We start from the raw sequence: 16,679 nt of genomic DNA, 5'->3' as shown, positions 1-16,679 counted from the left end.
CTTCTCTTTTGTTATATCAGGGTAAGTAGCTAGCCTACAGCTTCTCAAATATGCGTGAGAAGCTTACAGCCTCGCCAATGTAGCTGCGCAGTTCCGAGATAGGCATGCGAGTTTGCTCGCGCGAATCGCGGTGACGAACAGTCACGGTGTTGTCTTCCAACGTCTGGTGGTCGACGGCAATGCAAAAGGGTGTACCAATAAGGTCTTGGCGGGTATAGCGCGTACCAATAGAATCTTTTTCCTCTACCACCAACCGGAAGTCGTGGCGCAGGCTATTGTAAATTTCGTTGGCTTTGTCGGGTAGACCGTCTTTCTTCACCAGCGGAAAAATGGCGGCTTTCACTGGCGCCACGGCCGGGTGCAGCTTCAGCAGCTTGCGGGTTTTGGTTTGCTGCTGCTCGCCCTCCCCTTCCGTGATAGTTTCTTCCACAAACGCTTGGCAGAGCGTAGCCAAGAACAGCCGGTCGGCACCTACCGAAGTTTCCACCACGAAAGGCACATAGTTGCCGTAGGCCTTGCCGGTTTCGGGGTTGATGTCGTTGTCGAAGTAGTTCTGCTTTTTCCGACTCAGTGCCTGGTGCTGCGTCAAGTCGAAGTCGGAGCGGGAATGGATACCCTCGATTTCCTTGAAGCCGAATGGGAATTCGTACTCGATATCAACAGCGGCTTTGGCGTAGTGAGCTAGTTTGTCGTGGTCGTGGAAGCGCAGCTTGTCGGTAGGCAGGCCCAAGGCCTCGTGCCAGCGGCGGCGGGTTTCCTTCCAGTGCTGGTACCACTCACCCTCCGTGCCAGGGCGCACAAAGAATTGCATCTCCATTTGCTCGAACTCCCGCATGCGGAAGATGAACTGCCGGGCTACAATCTCGTTGCGGAACGCCTTCCCGATTTGCGCAATACCGAACGGCACCTTCTGCCGCGCCGACTTCTGCACGTTCAGAAAGTTGACGAAAATACCTTGCGCTGTTTCAGGCCGCAGGTAGATCAGGCTAGAGTCGCCGGCTACGGCGCCCACCTGCGTGGAGAACATCAGGTTGAACTGGCGTACTTCGGTCCAGTTGCTGGTCTTGGAAATCGGACACGCTATTTTCTCGTCGATGATGAGCTGCCGAACACCTGCCAGATCCTCGGCCGTGAGCAGGCGACCCATTTCGGCGAGCAGCGCGTCGGCGCGCTCTTTCTCCCCGTTCTTTTCGTACTCGGCGGCTTTCTCTTCGAGCAACACGTCGGCGCGGTAGCGCTTCTTGCTGTCGAGGTTATCAATCATAGGGTCCGAGAAGCCGTCAACGTGGCCGGAGGCTTTCCAGGTGAGCGGGTGCATGAAGATGGCCGCGTCGATGCCCACCACGTTTTGGTTGAGCTGTGTCATGGCGCGCCACCACAACTGCTTAAGGTTGTTTTTGAGCTCCACGCCGTTCGGGCCGTAGTCGTACACGGCGGCTAGCCCGTCGTAGATTTCACTGGACGGAAATACGAAGCCGTATTCTTTCGCGTGCGACACAATGTCGGCCAAGGTGTTTTCCGCGGTTTCGGCGGCTTTCTGCGGGGCGTTGCTCATAAACGAAGGAAATGTGGAGTCGGGAGTAGAGTTTCAGGCACAGAAACTAGACGCATGAAGGACTGAGAAGCTACCAGTGAAAAGGCCTTAGGCAGAATGCTAGCCCTTCCCGTTTGGTCGTACTTCTCTCGCTTCGTTAAGCGCTTCGTTTTCTGAGCAAGGGCAAAAGTAGTATAAGCTTGGTAGGCTGCGAAGCTTGAGTTGGACGAAAGCCAAGGAATATCCAGCAAACTTGTCTTTCTCAACAAGCATCTGCACGCTCACCGACCTGCTTCAACTCCTAAGATTTGCTTGCGTTTAGCGACTGCGCTACGACGATTTCTATTGCACCCGTAACAATTTCATAATCTTGCGCCGCCTTTGGGCAATCCTACCTTTGATTGTTGAAATCTAATTTCCACCAAATTTCCTTTTATGCTTGGCTTAGAGCCTCATGTGCTGATTCTGCTTATTGTCTGTTTGCTAGCAGCCTGCGCATTTGAATTTGTCAATGGTTTCCACGACACGGCCAACGCCGTGGCCACGGTTATCTATACCAACGCCCTCCGGCCGTGGGTGGCCGTCGTCTGGTCGGCTTTCTGGAACTTCATTGGCGTACTAACGGGCGGTATTGGCGTGGCCATGGGTATTGTTTACCTGCTGCCCGTCGAGAGTTTGGTCGACCAAAACGTATACCACGGTATTGCTATGGTAGGCGCCCTGATTTTGGCGGCCATCATCTGGAACGTGGGTACCTGGTACTACGGCCTGCCCTCGTCTTCTTCGCATGCTCTGATTGGTAGTATCCTCGGGGTAGGTATTGCCTTTACGCTGCTGCCAGGTACCCGCAGCGCGGCCGTCAACTGGAGCAAAGCCGGTGAAACGGGGTTGGCTTTGCTGATCGGACCGCTGTTTGGCTTCTCGCTGACCATCATCCTGATGTTCTTGCTGAAGCGCTTCGTAGCCAACAAAACCATCTTTAAGGAGCCACACAAGCGCAAGCCACCACCGCTCTGGATCCGCCTAATCTTGGTAACCACTTGTACGCTGGTGAGCTACTTTCACGGCTCCAACGACGGGCAGAAAGGTGTAGGCTTGGTGATGCTGATTCTGATTGGCATTGTGCCCACCTTCTTCGCCCTCGACCACACCAAGAACCCGCTCGACATGCGCGACTCGTTGGTGAAGGTGGAGCAGGTGATGCAAAAAGTGAACCCGGCGGACCTAAGCTCCGACGACCGCACGGCTGTAGCCAACATCCGCCAGCACACCAACTCCTTGGATTCCATTTTTGCCGGTAAAACGGAAGTAGCACAGCTACCACAAAACGCCCGTTTCCAGATTCGCAAAGCCATCTTGCTGCTCAGCAGCCAAGCCAAGAAAATCCAGGGCAGCGAGAAAGTTAGCCTAAGCGCCGCCGACCGTTCTTCGCTCGACAGCTCGCTCAAAAACATGCGCACCTTCACTGACTACGCTCCTACGTGGGTACTGCTCATCGTGTCGGTTTCGTTGGGCTTGGGTACTATGATCGGCTGGCAGCGCATCGTGAAGACCATCGGTGAGCGTATCGGTAAAGAGCACCTAACGTATGCACAGGGTGCCTCGTCGGAGTTGATAGCCGCGAGCATGATTGGTATTTCCACAGCATACGATTTGCCGTCGTCAACCACCCACGTGCTGTCATCGGCCATTGCCGGCTCTATGGTTGCCAACCGGGGTATCAAGAATTTGAACCCGCAAATGGTGCGCAATATCGCGTTGGCTTGGGTGCTCACTTTGCCTGTAACTATGGCTTTGTCTGGCGGCTTGTTCCTGCTATTCCGTGCCATCCTAGGATAAACAACAGCCGCTACATCTAGTCCCCATTGATCGAGCTTATGTTGCGGTCTTCTTTTACAAATGCAAAAAGCCGCTCTACTATAGAGCGGCTTTCTTTTTTCCACTTATTCCCAAACTTGGACTGCAATTGGGGATAAGTAGGCTACTACTGGATATAGACGGAGTTCAATACTTGCTAAATCAGGCACTTATCCACTTATCCACAGGCAAAAGCTCTTGATTTGTGGATAACTAGCTGCTAAGCGGGCCATTGCACGTCTAGGTCTTCTGAAATGAAGACTCCGAAATTCACGAACTGAAGCTCATCCTCATCGAAGTAAAGGTCAATCATCTCTTTCTCGTAGGAAACGCGCATTTCGCCAGTATCCATCTTTTCCACCTCGCTGGCTTCGTAGCCGTGCTGCCGCATCAGCTCCTGAATCTGCTCGGGTGATTTGCCGTGGATAGCCTCGCCGAAAAGGCGCATGCCAGGGTGGTCGGTTTCAATACAACTCAGGCGGTAGTCGTCTTCTCGGTCGAAGTAGAGTGAGTAGCCTTCCTCCAAGTAATTCCAAGCCTGATGCTCGAACTCATCTTCTTCTTCCGATTCTTCTATTTCTTCAGGCTCGCCCATCAGAGCGCGAACTTCATCCATGGTGGCCCCAAAGCGCAGAGGGCCCATTCCGGTACCAAGAATGATTTCGTTTTCTTCGGTACCAGAAGATTGCTGGTTAGTGTTCATGGCGGTTGTGTGGAAAGAGTTGTGGTAGGAGTGGTAAAGGTAGCCAAACGGGTATCACTTCCCGTAGCGGGTTTTGAAGTCGGCCATCTGACGCTGGTAGTCGGGATGCTGCTTGGCTTGGTCCCATTTCAGCTTGAAAATGGCAGCCGATTCTGCTTTTTCGGCGTCTTCGGGGGACCGAGGCAATTCATCGCGGCCATGAGCACCGCTTTGGCCTTTCTTGTCGTCTGGCACAGGACCATCGTACTTTTTGCCGCCGCGGTGGTTGGCGTAGCGCCTAGACCGGGTAAAGCCCATTTGCAAGAATTTGCGCGCCATATCGGCTCCCACAAAGTCCTCGGCCTTTAGATAGGCCTCAAAGAGCCTATAGATGGTGTCGGCCGACTCCTGTGCCACTTCGGGGGTCCGGAAGCGCCAGTGGGGCAGGATCTCCCCTTTGTAGGGCTGCACGAGCAGTACCCCCTGCTCGCCTTTGCCCACGCGGTAGAGTTCGGGGTGCGCCCGAAAATCTACTGTGCGAAAATCAAGGTCGTAATCAAAGGGCATAGAGACGAGGTGGCTGTTGACAGTATACGCACCCTTCGACGAATAAGATGAGGCACCCGAACCGGCTTTCACTCTTCTTGGCTTTTCTCGCTCTGCGCCCATCCGAACGATCTGCACTCAACCGCTCTTCAACCGTCCCGCTTTTTTTTAAGGGCCAGCCAGGTTGTCCACACAGTTAATAACTTTTTAAAAGTCTTTTTTTAAATAAATCTTTTTTATCCCCGTCGTTAGGGCTGTGTATAAGTGGACAATAAAAAATAGTAATCCACACTCCGGATAACTTGTGCATAGACTTAGCTTTATACACCGTCTATCAACAGGGTGTGTGCATATCATTTCGTTGTTTTACAGATACTTAACCAAGTTTTTAACAATCCACAGGGCTTATCCACTAATCCACAATTCACATTTAGTTGGGGTGTGGATAGTGCTTTCCACATGGCAAACTTATCCACGCTTGTCCACATAGAGTGGGTGGGAAAACGGAGCTGTCATGGATATGAGAAGCGCAAAAAAACTTATCCTATTTTTCTGCACGCATTATCCCCACATTTCCCCCGTGTTATCCACAGATTACGACCAACAGACATTGCAGAGTGGATAAACCTGTGGATTCGCTGTGGATAAGCACCTAAAAATGCACCTAGTAACTGGAAACCGCCCTCGCCTCTGTGGATACCTCAGGATTTGGGGTTGAAAAAGCGGTTTTAGAGCAGGTTTATCAACCGCTACTGAAAAAGGAGGCGACAAGAAAAACCTATGAAATGCCGTTTCCAGCTTACTGGAGCAGTTTTAAGTTACTTCAGGTGACGTACGCGGCAGAGAAAGCAGGTCAAGAGTGAGCTCAGCACTTCACGGCTAGCCACAGAACAAGACCACACAAAAACGCCAAGCTTGTCTTCTAAGCTCCCCACGAAGACGGCTACGAAACAACGTAACTGTTCGGGTGAGCTTAAAAGACAAGCTTGGCGTTAAAAACTGACTCGTTTAGAAAGCGAGGCGAATATTTTCTATTTCAAAATTAGCACGTACTTGTTCCGACTTCGGTGCCAGGTAAACGGGCTCGGCGGGTATCAGCAGGTTTGGGTCACCGCCTCGCCAGCGGCCGTCCCCGTCGGCATCAACTAAGACGCGGAAGGTGTAGATAGCCGGAGTCAGCCGGTCGAAACGGAAAGTGCCTTTGGGGGAATCCAGTGAAGCCACAACTTTGCCTTGGGCGTCGAGTAGTTGCACTTCGTAGCGCTTGTACTTTGTTTCGATAGTGCCGGAGAGAAGGCCGTAAGTAGCTTGGTCGGTGACGCGCAACCGCAGCGGCTTGGCCCCAAGGCGCTGGCCCGTGATGGTAGTGAGATTGACTGTGTCGAGGCGCAGCGTAATGGTATTCTTGGCTTTCGTGTCGAGCAGCACCGTTAGTTTGGTGCGGTCGGGACTAAGGATGCCACTGGCAGGCAATGCGAGCGGGCGGCGGGCCGCAGTGGAGTCTTCCTGCAACGTTGCAAATGGCTTGCCGGCTGCCACCCGTACGGGTTCCGTAAACGCGAATTGCACTTGCCCCTGGCGGTATACTTCCCTCGGCGAACCTTCTACGGTGTAGACAGGGCCCCGCTTGGTGGCCGCCGTACCCGGAAACTTCACGTTCACCGTATCGCGCGACACGTTGCCAGCGCTGTCGGTAGCGGCTATTAGGTAGCGGCCCTCCCCTAGCGCCGGGCTCCGATACAGAATTACGCTGCGTCCTTGTTCGGCGACTTGAACGGCTTCATTGAGTTGAGGCGTAGGCGCCGCTCCTATCGGGGACAAAGCAGCCGAGCGGAGCCCTTCCCCGTAGCTTACTTGAAACTGCGAATACGAGCCTTGCTGACTGCCCCTAACTGGCCGGCGCGCATCGGGCCGAACCATGAGCAGCTCCACCGAATCGGCTTTGGGACCAATGGTGATGAAATCGGGGAGGTAGCCAATCTTCTCCCCTTCATCGAGGCGGGTGTTCTGGTTTTTGTCGGCGAGGCCGTAGATGCGGTAGCGGCCGGCTTTCAGGTTACGCAAGCTGAACGCGCCACTTTTGTCGGTGCGCGCCAGGTAGTACGGCCGGCCCCGGCGCACGCCCGCCGTATCGGATTCCGGGTACATCAGCACCGACGCTGCGTCGGCTGGCTTGTTGGTCAGTAAATCTCGCACCGTGCCCTGCACCGCTCCCGAATCAAGCACGGCACCTGTGCTAAAACTTACCAACACGTTGGAAGCCAAGTTGCTTTCCGTGATGTCGACTACGGCGTTGCCGAAGTTGAAGGAATAGGTGGTATTCGGATCGAGGGGTTTATCGAAGAGCAGAGAAATAGAGTTCCGGTCTTCGCGCAACTTGTATGGGTTGTCTTCCGGTAGCGCCGGCGAGATAATGAGGTTCTTGCTAAGGTCCTTGAGCTGCACCGACTCCGAAAACACCATCCGCACAACTTGGCCTTTGTAGTTGCGGGCACCATCGGCGGGCGTTGAGCTTACTAGCTTGGGCGGCACAACATCCTTCTCACCGCCCGTAGGCGAACTGATAGAAGCACAGCCAACCAGGCCGGCACCGGCAGCCAGCAGATAGAAAAGATTAGCGCGAACGGACATTATAAAGCAAGAGCGTGGAAATAGTCAGCACGGCAATGGCCAGCACTGTCAATAAAGTGGTTTTGCGGGTTGGTTTGTCTTCGTCGTCCGACACTGTAGTAGTATCGGGAACGGGAACTGGGCGGCGCGTCGTGTCAAGTGAAACCGAGCGGCGGGTGGTATCTGGCATATAGGCAGCAACGTGCGAAGTTACCGCAAGCGTATGCGAGGTATTGCCACCGTCCGTGGTATGGGCGGCTGGTGCGTTTGCAAACGAGAAAACATCCCCTACCCTACCGGCGCGTACGGGAACTGCCAGCAACCAGACCAGCACCGAACCCAACACGCAAGCAACCGGCAGACTCATTGCAATCAGCGTTTGGCGGCTACGTAAATCAGGCTGGAGTATTGGCCCTCGTGTTGCGCTGCGTATTGGTTGGACTTGTATCCCGCCTTCAGTACCGACACCAGTCCGCCACCGCGTTCGGCGCGGTGCTTTTCACTGAGCATGCTCACGTAGTAGGCATCCAGCGACAGCGGCAGCGTTTCAAGCACCGTGAGCTTGTGCTTCTTGAGCAGCTGCGTCATGGTTTTCTCGCTGAAATGGTAGAGGTGCCGCGGCACATCGTAGGCGGCCCAATCTTGGCGGTAGTGCTGCGCATCGAGGCTGTCCACGTTGGGTACCGCAATCAGCAGCACACCATCGGGCTTCAGCAAACTAATGAGTTGTTGCAAGGTTTCGTTTAGCTCGTGCACGTGTTCGAGAACGTGCCAAAGCGTAATGGCATCGAAGCTTCCGCGCTCGAATGAAGTCAGGCTTTCGGTACCGATGGGTTGGCCGGCGCGCTCGGAGGCTTCTTCCCGAGCGCGGGCGTTGGGCTCCCACCCCGCTATTTGCCAGCCGTTGCTTTTAGCCGCAGCCAAAAAGTGCCCCGTGCCGCAACCATAGTCAAACAGCCGGCCCTTGCGCGGCGCCAGCTTGTTGAGCATGGCCACCTTGCGGCGCATCGTGAAAAACCGCGCGACTTTGTAAGCCTGGTTGATAACGCCGGCCGCCCCGCTGTTGTGCGACACGTAGTCGTCGGACTCGTAGTAGCGGCCGATGTGGGCGGCATCAGGTCGAGGATTGGTGAACTGAAAGGTGCACGCTTCGCACTGCTGAATGGCGAAGCTTTCCTTGCTGACTGACTTGTCTTCCACTACCAGCTTGTTGCGAAACGCTGACTTTCCGCAAACCGGGCACTTCTCTAACCGTTCGTAAACCACTTTTCGGGAATTGTAAATCGCAAATTCCAAATCCTGAACGGATAGTTGGCTTTCCACCTACCCTTTCAGGATTTGGAATTTGTAATCAATTATCGGCCAAGGTACACCATCAGCACGGAAATGTCGGCGGGTGAAACGCCGCTAATGCGCGCCGCTTGGCCAATAGTTTCGGGCTGCACGCGCAACAGCTTCTCGCGGGCTTCGTGCGACAGAGCGGGCATGGCTTTGTAGTCGAGGCGGCCTTGAATGACGAAATTCTCTAGCTCGGCGGCCCGAATAGCTTGCTGGTTTTCCTTTTCGATGTAGGTTTCGTACTTCACCAGAATCACCGCCTGCTCCAGAGCCTCGGGGCCGTAGGGAGCCAGTGCCAGCGTCAAACCGGGCAGCACACCCGTCAGAGTAGCTAGCTCGATGTTGGGGCGGCGCAGCAAGTTGATGGCACGTGTTTTCTCGGTGATAGTAGCCGAACCTAGTTCCGTCAGCAGCCCGTTGATTTCAGCGGGCTCGATGGCAAAGCTTTTCAGCGTATCTACTACTTCTGTGGTCTGGCGTTCTTTCGCGCGCACCAATTCCATCCGCTCCTCCGAGGCCAGTCCGAGGGCGTACCCTAGTGGCGTCAGGCGCAGGTCGGCGTTGTCTTGGCGCAGCAAGATGCGGTGCTCGGCGCGGCTCGTGAACATACGGTAAGGCTCATCGGTGCCTTTGTTCACAAGGTCGTCGATGAGCACGCCAATGTAGGCTTCGCTCCGCTTCAAGATGAAAGGCTCTCGGCCGTGCACGCGGTTGTGGGCGTTGATGCCAGCCATCAGGCCCTGGCAAGCTGCTTCCTCGTAGCCCGTCGTGCCGTTGATCTGACCCGCGAAGTAGAGGTTGCGCACCTGCTTGGTTTCCAGCGTGAGGTTGAGCTGCGTCGGGGGAAGAAGTCGTACTCGATGGCGTAGCCGGGGCGGAACATCTTGGCGTTTTCGAAGCCCACAATTTTGCGGAGGGCGCGGTATTGCACGTCCTCCGGCAAGCTGCTCGAAAAACCGTTTACATACACTTCCACCGTGCTCCAACCTTCGGGCTCCACAAAAATCTGATGGCGGTCCTTGTCGGCGAAGCGGTTGATTTTGTCTTCCACCGACGGACAATAGCGCGGCCCCAAGCCTTTGATGCGGCCCTGGAACATCGGCGACTTTTCGAAGCCTTCGCGCAGGATTTCGTGCACCTCGGCGTTAGTGTAGGTGATGTAGCACGGGCGCTGCTTAGCCAGCGGCGGCGTGGGCAGGTAGCTGAATTTGCTCGGTACCTCGTCGCCGGGCTGCTCCTCCATTTTTGAATAGTCGAGGCTGCGACCGTCTACGCGGGGCGGGGTACCGGTTTTCATGCGGCCTGCCTCGAAGCCTAGCTCCTTAAGTTGCTCGGTGATGCCAGTGCTGCCTTTTTCGGCGGCGCGGCCACCGCCAAAGCTTTTCTCGCCGATATGAATCAGGCCGTTGAGGAAGGTGCCGTTGGTAAGCACCACGGCTTTGCTGCGGAACTCGATACCGAGTTGCGTTTTCACGCCCACTACGGTGTCGTTTTCCACTAGCAAGCCGGTCACGGCTTCTTGCCAGAAATCCACGTTCAGCGTTTGCTCCAGCGTGTTGCGCCACTCCTCGGCAAAACGCATCCGGTCCGACTGCGCCCGGGGGCTCCACATGGCGGGGCCTTTCGAGCGGTTCAGCATTCGAAACTGAATCATCGTCTTGTCGGTGATGATGCCTGACTGGCCGCCGAGAGCGTCTACCTCGCGCACAATCTGGCCCTTGGCCACACCGCCCATGGCCGGGTTGCACGACATCTGCGCGATGGTGTTCATGTTCATCGTTACGAGCAGGACTTTGGAGCCCAAGTTGGCAGCTGCCGCCGCGGCCTCACAGCCGGCGTGGCCCGCTCCTACTACAATAACGTCGTATTCTTCTTGCTGAAACATGGTAGGGCGCCAAGTTCTGGCTTGGCGAGACATAAGTGTATTGGGGATAACACCAGTTGCTGCGTAGGTCGTTCAACGTCCACAACGACTTCCCAAACCGAAGCTTGGGTTTACAATGCGAAACGCCCGCAACAAGGCGGGCGTTTCCCTGCAAATCGTCGAAAGTTCAGACGCAACCCGCTCAGAACGTGCGCAAAGATAAGTACTCCGCTGCTCTTTTGTATGGCCCGAACTGTTACTCATCCATATCTTCGTCGAAGTACTCTTCTTGCCACTCGGCTAGCAAACCAGCTGACTGAGAAGCCACCGCCTCCCACGAAAATGGCAGCCACTGACTGTTGTGGCAGTCGAATACTTCGGTTGCGGCTACACAGGGAAACAGCTTGTAGTCGAATTTCGGGTAATTGTAGACGAGGTAGCCGGGGTAGTAATAGGTTTTTTGGAGGCGAATGGCGTGGTTAATTTTGAGCAGCATCAAGTACTTGCCCAAGCTGTGCCGACGGTAGCCAGGGTCGTAGAAATTCATAATGCCAGCTAAACTCCGGGTTCCATTGTCGAATACACCAGCCGCAATCAGCTGCTCTCCGTCCCGGATTTCGATTACTTCAGTGGTGAAGATGTTGTGGGTTGAACCGGCCAGCAGAAACTCTTCGACTGTGTAGGGGGCATCGAAGGTGATGGACTGGCGGTACACGGCGTAAAGGGCCTCTAGCTCGTCGGTGAGCTGAAACGGCCGAAACCGCACCGAGAATCGCTCATTGAGGCGCAGCAGCCGGCGCTGCTCCGGGCCATATTGCACGTCGGCTAGCACCAGCCGTAGCCAATGCACCGTATAGAACCCGCCGTCGATGGGCAAAAAGCGACACGTGAACAGGTCTTGATGCATCCGGTAATATCCCTGGCTCAGATAATAGTCCAACGCTTCGCCCCTGATAACGGGCATTTGGAAAGGAGTAGCGGACATGCAGGTAACTACTTTGAGCTTTTTATGTGTGCGAGGTCAACTAAAGGCAGTGGGCCTTCTAATACTTGGAACGTCATGCTAAGCTTGTCGAAGCATCTCGCGTACTGATGTTGCAATAGTAATCTAGTGTCAGCACGCGAGATGCTTCGACAAGCTCAGCATGACTTTTTGCTCTTTTCGCATATCCTAAATTATACAAAAAACGCCCGCGTTTAGGCGGGCGTTTCAGATTATGTAAGCTTTAGAAAGCAGAATGCAACTTGTTTAGAACGCGCGCAACGACAAGCAATAGTCTTCTTTTGCTCGCATTGCTGTCTGGCTGATCAAGTCTTTATCAGCGTAGCCTAATAAGTGCAACACGCCATGAATCATAACGCGGTGCAACTCATCAATAAAGGGAACACCGAGTTGTTGCGCATTCTCGCGGACCCGCTCCACCGAAATGAAAATGTCGCCTTCGATGATGTCGGCATCATCCGCATTGTCGAAGGTGATAACATCGGTGTACGTGTCATGGTCGAGGTACTCCATGTTCACGCGGTGCAAATACTCGTCGGAACAGAAGATGTACGTGAGCTGCACCAACTCGTATTCGTGCACGTCTATCACCCGCTCAATCCACGAACCTAACGCTTCCGCATCGGCTAGCTCAAATGGCACATCTTCTACCAGAAACTCGATGCCATGCGACTCGTGCGAATCTTGGGGTAAGCCGCTGTTCATTTCGTGTTCGGTACCGGGCGGGTGCTGGATCATGCCTGATAATTGCTGGAAGTAGTGTCCTCTTCCGCATTGGCTGCTTCGGAAGGGGCGGAAAGCATAAACGTGAGCTGCACGTTGCGGCCATCTCTGGTGAACTCCACTTCGTCGGCTAGGTGGCGAATCAGGAAGATGCCGCGGCCGCCGGGGTTCTCGAGGTTCTCGGGAGCCGTGGGGTCTATTAGGTTGGTGTAGTCGAAGCCTTGCCCTTCATCTTCCACCTCGAATTTCACACGGTCGGTATCAACGTACAACGACAGGTACACATTTTTGTCCTTGTCGAACTTGTTACCATGGCGGATAGCGTTGTTCACGGCTTCCGTCACTGCTACCATGATATTACCATAAATATCGTCTTCGATATGAAAGGTATCCTTCGAGTTATCGATGAAACTTTCCACGACACGAATGTTCTCGACAAGCGAGGGAATCTGAATTTTAACCTGCTTCATAGGGAATGGTGAGGAACGGCGGGGCGCAAACTTAGTGGAACGCTATTTCATTTTCTGAAAATATTCGCTGACTTCCCGCTGATAATAAGGCGTGAGGGTAGTGGGCACGGTGCGAAGAAGCTCAGTTTGGCGGTCTTTCTGACGTTTGTACTGCTCGAAGGCAGGTGGAAATACGGGCGGAAGCGTACGGGCGGTTTGTGCCTCACGCTTATCATCCTGGTCCCGCTCCCGCGCCGATTTCTCGGCTTCGAGCAAGCGAGTCAGAATTTGACGCTGGCGCATGACCGTCTGCTCCGTTAGCCGTTTGTTTACGAGGTCGGTTTCGGTTTGTTCCATCATTTTTTTCAATTCACCGGTACCGCCGCCTGCTTGGTCCCCTTTGCCGTCTTTCTGGCCGGGTTTGCCGCCTTTTTGTTGCTTTTCCAACTCTTGCAGCGCCTGGCGTAGCATCTGCTGTTGCGCTGCCAACTTCGCCAAGTCTTCGCTAAGCGCGCGGCCTTGTTTGCCGCTCTGCTGCAACTGCTGAATCTGCTGGTTGAGCTGCTCCTGCATCTTGCCCATACGGCCCGATTGGCCGTCGCCCGACTGCTTGCCTTTCTTTTTGCTCTTGCCAGGTTTGCCGTCGCCGGACTGCTGCTGGCTCATGCTCTCGCGCTGCTCTTGCTGCATCTGTTGCAGCGCCGAGTTGAGCATCAGGGCTAGGTTGTTCATGCTGGTCATGGCCTGCTGCTGGCTGGCGGTGGCGCGGCTCACATTGCGCTGCCGTATTTGCTCCAATGACTCGTCCATGCGGCCGTTCATCTCTCCTACCTCGCGGGTTACGAAGCTTTGAATCGGGAAAGCACGCTTGGCCAACGAATACAATGAATCTTGCACCACACGGGCGTCGTCTTTGAGCTTACGCTGCTGCTGGCCAAGCTGCACAAACCGCGGGTCAGACTGGTCAACTTTACGGAAATCTTTGGCGAGACCTTCCTGGTCGAAGCTGAGCTTTATCAAGTTTTCGAGGATGTCGCGCAGGTCGTCGATGTTTTCCTGCTGCTGATCCTGCTCTTCCTCGCTCATCTGATTCTGCATCTTCTGGGCCATCTGCTTCATGCCTTTGGCGGCTTGCTGCTGGCTCTGACTGGCTTTCTTGTTCTGGTTTTTCGAGAGCTGCTGCTCACTTTCTTCCATCTGCTCGTCGACTTGTTGCTGGTCCTGCTTCATCTCGTCGGCCTCGTTCTCGTTGCCGAGCTGGTCGTCCATTTTCTTCAGGTCTTGCAGGTCTTTCTTCAGCTCGTCGAACTGTTGCTGGTTTTGCTGCTGCTGCTGCTTTAGGTCTTCTTGCTTCTGCTGTTGCTGCTGTTTGCTCTCTTTGTTGTCGGCGTTTTCCTTGTCGTTTTTCTGCGTTTCCTCGGCCAGCTTTTCTTGCTCTTTGGCTAGTTCTTGCAGCTTATCCAGGGTTTCCTCCTGCTTCTGCTCGAACTGCAACTGCTTGAACATTTCGAGGGCCCGCTCTAGCTCTTTCTGCAAGGTGTTTTCCTTGTTTTCGAGCTGTTGCATCAGCTTCTGCATGTCGGGCTGTGTCATGTCCTGCTGCTTTTCCAGCAGTTTTTGCAGCTCCTCGTACAGCTTCTTGGTTTCCGGGTCGAGCAGGCTTTCCATCAACTTTTGCAACTCCTTGGCTTTCTCGGCCAGCTCCTGGCTCTTCGGGTCTAGCTCGTCTTGCTTCTGGGTTAGCTCGTCGAACATTTTCTTCATATCCGCCATCTGCTGATCCATCTGCTGCTTCTGCTCGAGCATATCCTGGAGCTGCTTGCGGTCCTGGAAGTTCAGGTCGCGCTTGGTCTTAAGCTTATCCTGGCTCTTGGCCAGTTCACGCTCCAGCTTCTTGCTTTGCTCGGCCGATTTGCTAAGCTGGCTCTGCACCGACTCCGACTGCGAATTCAGCTGCTCGCGCAACTCCTGGCGGCTTGGCAAGCGGAACTCCGCCGCCCGCGTCTTAGCCGACTTGGGGCCGTGCACGCCGTCGTTGTCCCACACTTGCACGAAGTATTCGAGCCGGTCGCCGGGCTGCATTTTGAGTGGGCGCAAATCCCACTGGTAAGCATAGGTTTGAGCCGTATTGCCGGTCAAGGGCAGCGCCCGAGCTTGAAACGCAGCATTAGGCCGACCCTTACTGGTGATGCGGTAGTGCAGCTGCAAGCGCGAAAGGCCGTAGTCGTCGCGCACCGACCCACCGAGCGCAAGGTAGCGCAGGGAGGTGGTATCGGAGAAGCTCTCCAAGGTGATTTCCGGAATCTGGTCGGGAATGGCGGTGAGCTGGTACTCGATAGGGTCGCGATTGAGGCTGGCTGGATTTTGCAGACGCACCGCGTAATTCTGGGTGCGCATTACTTTGCGCGAGGCCGTAAAATCTTCGCCGGCCGCCTGAGCCGTTACGGTTTCGTCAGGGCCTTTGAAAAGCAGTTGCAGCTGGTCGGTTGCCTGGGTGGCAAACTGCCAACGAACGGTGCTGCCCTCCGGCACTGTGAGGTTGCCGGTGTTGCGGATGGTTTCGGCGGGCTTGCCGATGTAGGCAGGGTACGTCACTTGCACCGAGAAGTCGCGCAGATTGGGGCGCTGGCGCAAAGTCAGATCGTAGTCGTTGGATACGACGTTGGCAGCGCTAAGCTGGAACTGCACGTCGCGCTGGAGCTGCTGAAACTGGTAGGTGAAGTGGTTGCCTTGCTCTTTGGTAAGGCGCCGCTCGCGGCCTCCATACACAATGCTGATTTCGTTGGGCAGTACCTCCCCTTCCACGCGCACATCCAGCTTGAAATCTTCGCCTTGGAAAGCTGTGAGGTCTTTGTTTTCCACCACAAACGCAAACGGCGCCGGGGGCGCGTACTTCTGGCGGTAGTTCAGTAGCCGTTCGGTACCCTGCACAAATAAGGCCGGATACACCAGCAGCACCAGCATAATAGCGGCCGCCGGAATAGCCACGTATTTCCAGAGCGGTTTGGTTTGCTTCTGAATATCGATGCCTTCCTCGAACCGAAAACCAGCCAGTTGACCTGCGCGTTGCTCTAAGCTGGCCGCAATCAGGGCATTGCCTTGGGCTTTGTCTTGCAGTTGCAGCGCGTTCAGCAGCTTGTCTTGAATGTCAGGAAAAATCTCACCTACGCGCAACGCCGCTTGCTCGTCGGAGAGCAGGCGGCGCAGGTTGGTGAGAGCTGCTAGCGGCTGCCAAATCCAGCGCATGAAAGCGTAGATAGCCAGTCCTAAAAAGCCGAACAACAAGCCACCGCGTACCCACGTGGGCAGGTAGAGGAAATATTCGAGCGTATTCAGTACCAGAAACAAACTGAGCAGCAAGGCCCCGGCCACCAGCGCACCGCGCACCAGTAGAGACAGGTAAAACTTGCGCTTAAAGGCTTCGAGGCGGGCCAGCACTTCCCGCAAAGCCGTGGAGGTAGAAGTTGATTCTTGCGACACAGGCATACTATAATCCAAAGGCCATTTACAGCCTGGGAAAGATACAGAATAAGCGTACAGGCTGCATGCCCCCGCCGATAGAACCGGGTTTGCCCCCGGCCGGTTCCGGTGAGTGTACAACACGCTTCAGCTAATGGAGTTCAGGCACTAAATCAAGCTAGCTGCTAAGTACTTAAAGGTTCTTGTTACGAGTAATACGAAATTTTAAAGGCTTATTTAACTCAATACATTATCCATCTACAAAAGCATCAAATTGTCTAAGTCAAGTTACTAAAGCATTTGTCCTGCTGAGCGAAGTCGAAGTGTCTGGCGTTATCAATATAATCAGACCGCTACGCTAAGCGTAATATAACGAAGCATCTCGCTCGAAGTCATTGCCACGCAAACCGTCATACTGAGCGTAGTGCAGCGAAGCCGAAGTATCTCGCGTGCTGACGTTGTAGAGCCAATCCAACGATTCGAGCGAGATGCTTCGACAAGCTCAGCATGACAGTTCCAATTTACTGTCAGCATTCGAGAGACTTGGCCAGGCTTAGCAGATGGGATAACCAGATGCTCTTATAAATCTAATGTAGCACTAGACAAACGAGAAA

At 54.5% G+C, this 16,679-nt stretch carries 12 protein-coding genes and 1 pseudogene; 2 read left to right on the top strand and 11 right to left on the bottom strand.

Translation table 11 applies throughout. The features are described 5' to 3' along the window. Positions 1-34: 34 nt before the first annotated feature. Positions 35-1,555, bottom strand: coding sequence for a glycine--tRNA ligase (locus MUN86_RS22910; protein ID WP_245120285.1), 1,521 nt, complete (start codon positions 1,553-1,555; stop codon positions 35-37). Positions 1,556-1,969: 414 nt separating this feature from the next. Between MUN86_RS22910 and MUN86_RS22905 the strand changes: the two genes are divergently transcribed. Beyond that, positions 1,970-3,373, top strand: a complete 1,404-nt coding sequence (locus MUN86_RS22905; RefSeq protein ID WP_245120283.1) for an inorganic phosphate transporter — start codon at positions 1,970-1,972, stop codon at positions 3,371-3,373. Between the two features lie 238 nt (positions 3,374-3,611). Here the strand turns inward: MUN86_RS22905 and MUN86_RS22900 are convergent, their stop codons facing one another. Both MUN86_RS22900 and MUN86_RS22895 read right to left on the bottom strand, forming a co-directional pair. Next, positions 3,612-4,094, bottom strand: a complete 483-nt coding sequence (locus tag MUN86_RS22900; protein ID WP_245120281.1) for a hypothetical protein — start codon at positions 4,092-4,094, stop codon at positions 3,612-3,614. A gap of 54 nt (positions 4,095-4,148) precedes the next feature. Continuing rightward, a complete protein-coding gene (locus tag MUN86_RS22895) occupies positions 4,149-4,640 on the bottom strand; it encodes a DUF4385 domain-containing protein (RefSeq protein WP_245120279.1) in 492 nt (163 codons plus the stop codon). Between the two features lie 671 nt (positions 4,641-5,311). Here MUN86_RS22895 and MUN86_RS22890 point away from each other — a divergent pair. Continuing rightward, a complete protein-coding gene (locus tag MUN86_RS22890; RefSeq protein ID WP_245120277.1) occupies positions 5,312-5,482 on the top strand; it encodes a hypothetical protein in 171 nt (56 codons plus the stop codon). Positions 5,483-5,627: 145 nt separating this feature from the next. Here the strand turns inward: MUN86_RS22890 and MUN86_RS22885 are convergent, their stop codons facing one another. From MUN86_RS22885 to MUN86_RS22845, 8 genes and pseudogenes are all read right to left on the bottom strand, one after another. Next, the gene (locus MUN86_RS22885; RefSeq protein ID WP_245120275.1) at positions 5,628-7,250 is read right to left on the bottom strand and encodes an Ig-like domain-containing domain; all 1,623 of its coding nucleotides are present in this window, start codon (positions 7,248-7,250) and stop codon (positions 5,628-5,630) included. Continuing rightward, positions 7,234-7,596 carry a hypothetical protein gene (locus MUN86_RS22880; protein ID WP_245120273.1) on the bottom strand — a complete coding sequence of 121 codons (363 nt, stop codon included), beginning with the start codon at positions 7,594-7,596 and terminating at the stop codon, positions 7,234-7,236. Before MUN86_RS22880 ends, MUN86_RS22885 begins: the two co-directional genes overlap by 17 nt. A gap of 5 nt (positions 7,597-7,601) precedes the next feature. After that, positions 7,602-8,525, bottom strand: coding sequence for a class I SAM-dependent methyltransferase (locus MUN86_RS22875; RefSeq protein WP_245120271.1), 924 nt, complete (start codon positions 8,523-8,525; stop codon positions 7,602-7,604). A 59-nt stretch (positions 8,526-8,584) separates the two neighbouring features. After that, a pseudogene (gene mnmG, locus MUN86_RS32500) lies at positions 8,585-10,383 on the bottom strand (tRNA uridine-5-carboxymethylaminomethyl(34) synthesis enzyme MnmG); the annotation flags it as partial. Between the two features lie 304 nt (positions 10,384-10,687). Further along, entirely contained in the window at positions 10,688-11,416 is a 729-nt protein-coding gene (locus MUN86_RS22860; protein WP_245120269.1) for a GNAT family N-acetyltransferase, read from the bottom strand. Positions 11,417-11,680: 264 nt separating this feature from the next. Then, a complete protein-coding gene (gene ybeY, locus MUN86_RS22855; protein ID WP_245120268.1) occupies positions 11,681-12,172 on the bottom strand; it encodes an rRNA maturation RNase YbeY in 492 nt (163 codons plus the stop codon). Next, on the bottom strand, positions 12,169-12,627 hold the full coding sequence (locus MUN86_RS22850; protein ID WP_245120267.1) for an ATP-binding protein: 459 nt from the start codon (positions 12,625-12,627) through the stop codon (positions 12,169-12,171). Before MUN86_RS22850 ends, ybeY begins: the two co-directional genes overlap by 4 nt. A gap of 42 nt (positions 12,628-12,669) precedes the next feature. Further along, positions 12,670-16,092 carry a DUF4175 family protein gene (locus MUN86_RS22845; protein ID WP_245120266.1) on the bottom strand — a complete coding sequence of 1,141 codons (3,423 nt, stop codon included), beginning with the start codon at positions 16,090-16,092 and terminating at the stop codon, positions 12,670-12,672. Positions 16,093-16,679 lie beyond the last annotated feature (587 nt).

Origin of the sequence: Hymenobacter volaticus (genome assembly GCF_022921055.1) — a bacterium.
Lineage (GTDB): Bacteria > Bacteroidota > Bacteroidia > Cytophagales > Hymenobacteraceae > Hymenobacter > Hymenobacter volaticus.
This window is presented reverse-complemented; position numbering and strand designations above follow the sequence as displayed.

Bases quoted from the DNA above. Each gene is read 5' to 3' on its own strand.
- MUN86_RS22910 (WP_245120285.1), bottom strand. From the start codon at position 1,555: ATGAGCAACGCCCCGCAGAAAGCCGCCGAAACCGCGGAAAACACCTTG.
- MUN86_RS22905 (WP_245120283.1), top strand. From the start codon at position 1,970: ATGCTTGGCTTAGAGCCTCATGTGCTGATTCTGCTTATTGTCTGTTTG.
- MUN86_RS22900 (WP_245120281.1), bottom strand. From the start codon at position 4,094: ATGAACACTAACCAGCAATCTTCTGGTACCGAAGAAAACGAAATCATT.
- MUN86_RS22895 (WP_245120279.1), bottom strand. From the start codon at position 4,640: ATGCCCTTTGATTACGACCTTGATTTTCGCACAGTAGATTTTCGGGCG.
- MUN86_RS22885 (WP_245120275.1), bottom strand. From the start codon at position 7,250: ATGTCCGTTCGCGCTAATCTTTTCTATCTGCTGGCTGCCGGTGCCGGC.
- MUN86_RS22880 (WP_245120273.1), bottom strand. From the start codon at position 7,596: ATGAGTCTGCCGGTTGCTTGCGTGTTGGGTTCGGTGCTGGTCTGGTTG.
- MUN86_RS22860 (WP_245120269.1), bottom strand. From the start codon at position 11,416: ATGTCCGCTACTCCTTTCCAAATGCCCGTTATCAGGGGCGAAGCGTTG.
- ybeY (WP_245120268.1), bottom strand. From the start codon at position 12,172: ATGATCCAGCACCCGCCCGGTACCGAACACGAAATGAACAGCGGCTTA.
- MUN86_RS22850 (WP_245120267.1), bottom strand. From the start codon at position 12,627: ATGAAGCAGGTTAAAATTCAGATTCCCTCGCTTGTCGAGAACATTCGT.
- MUN86_RS22845 (WP_245120266.1), bottom strand. From the start codon at position 16,092: ATGCCTGTGTCGCAAGAATCAACTTCTACCTCCACGGCTTTGCGGGAA.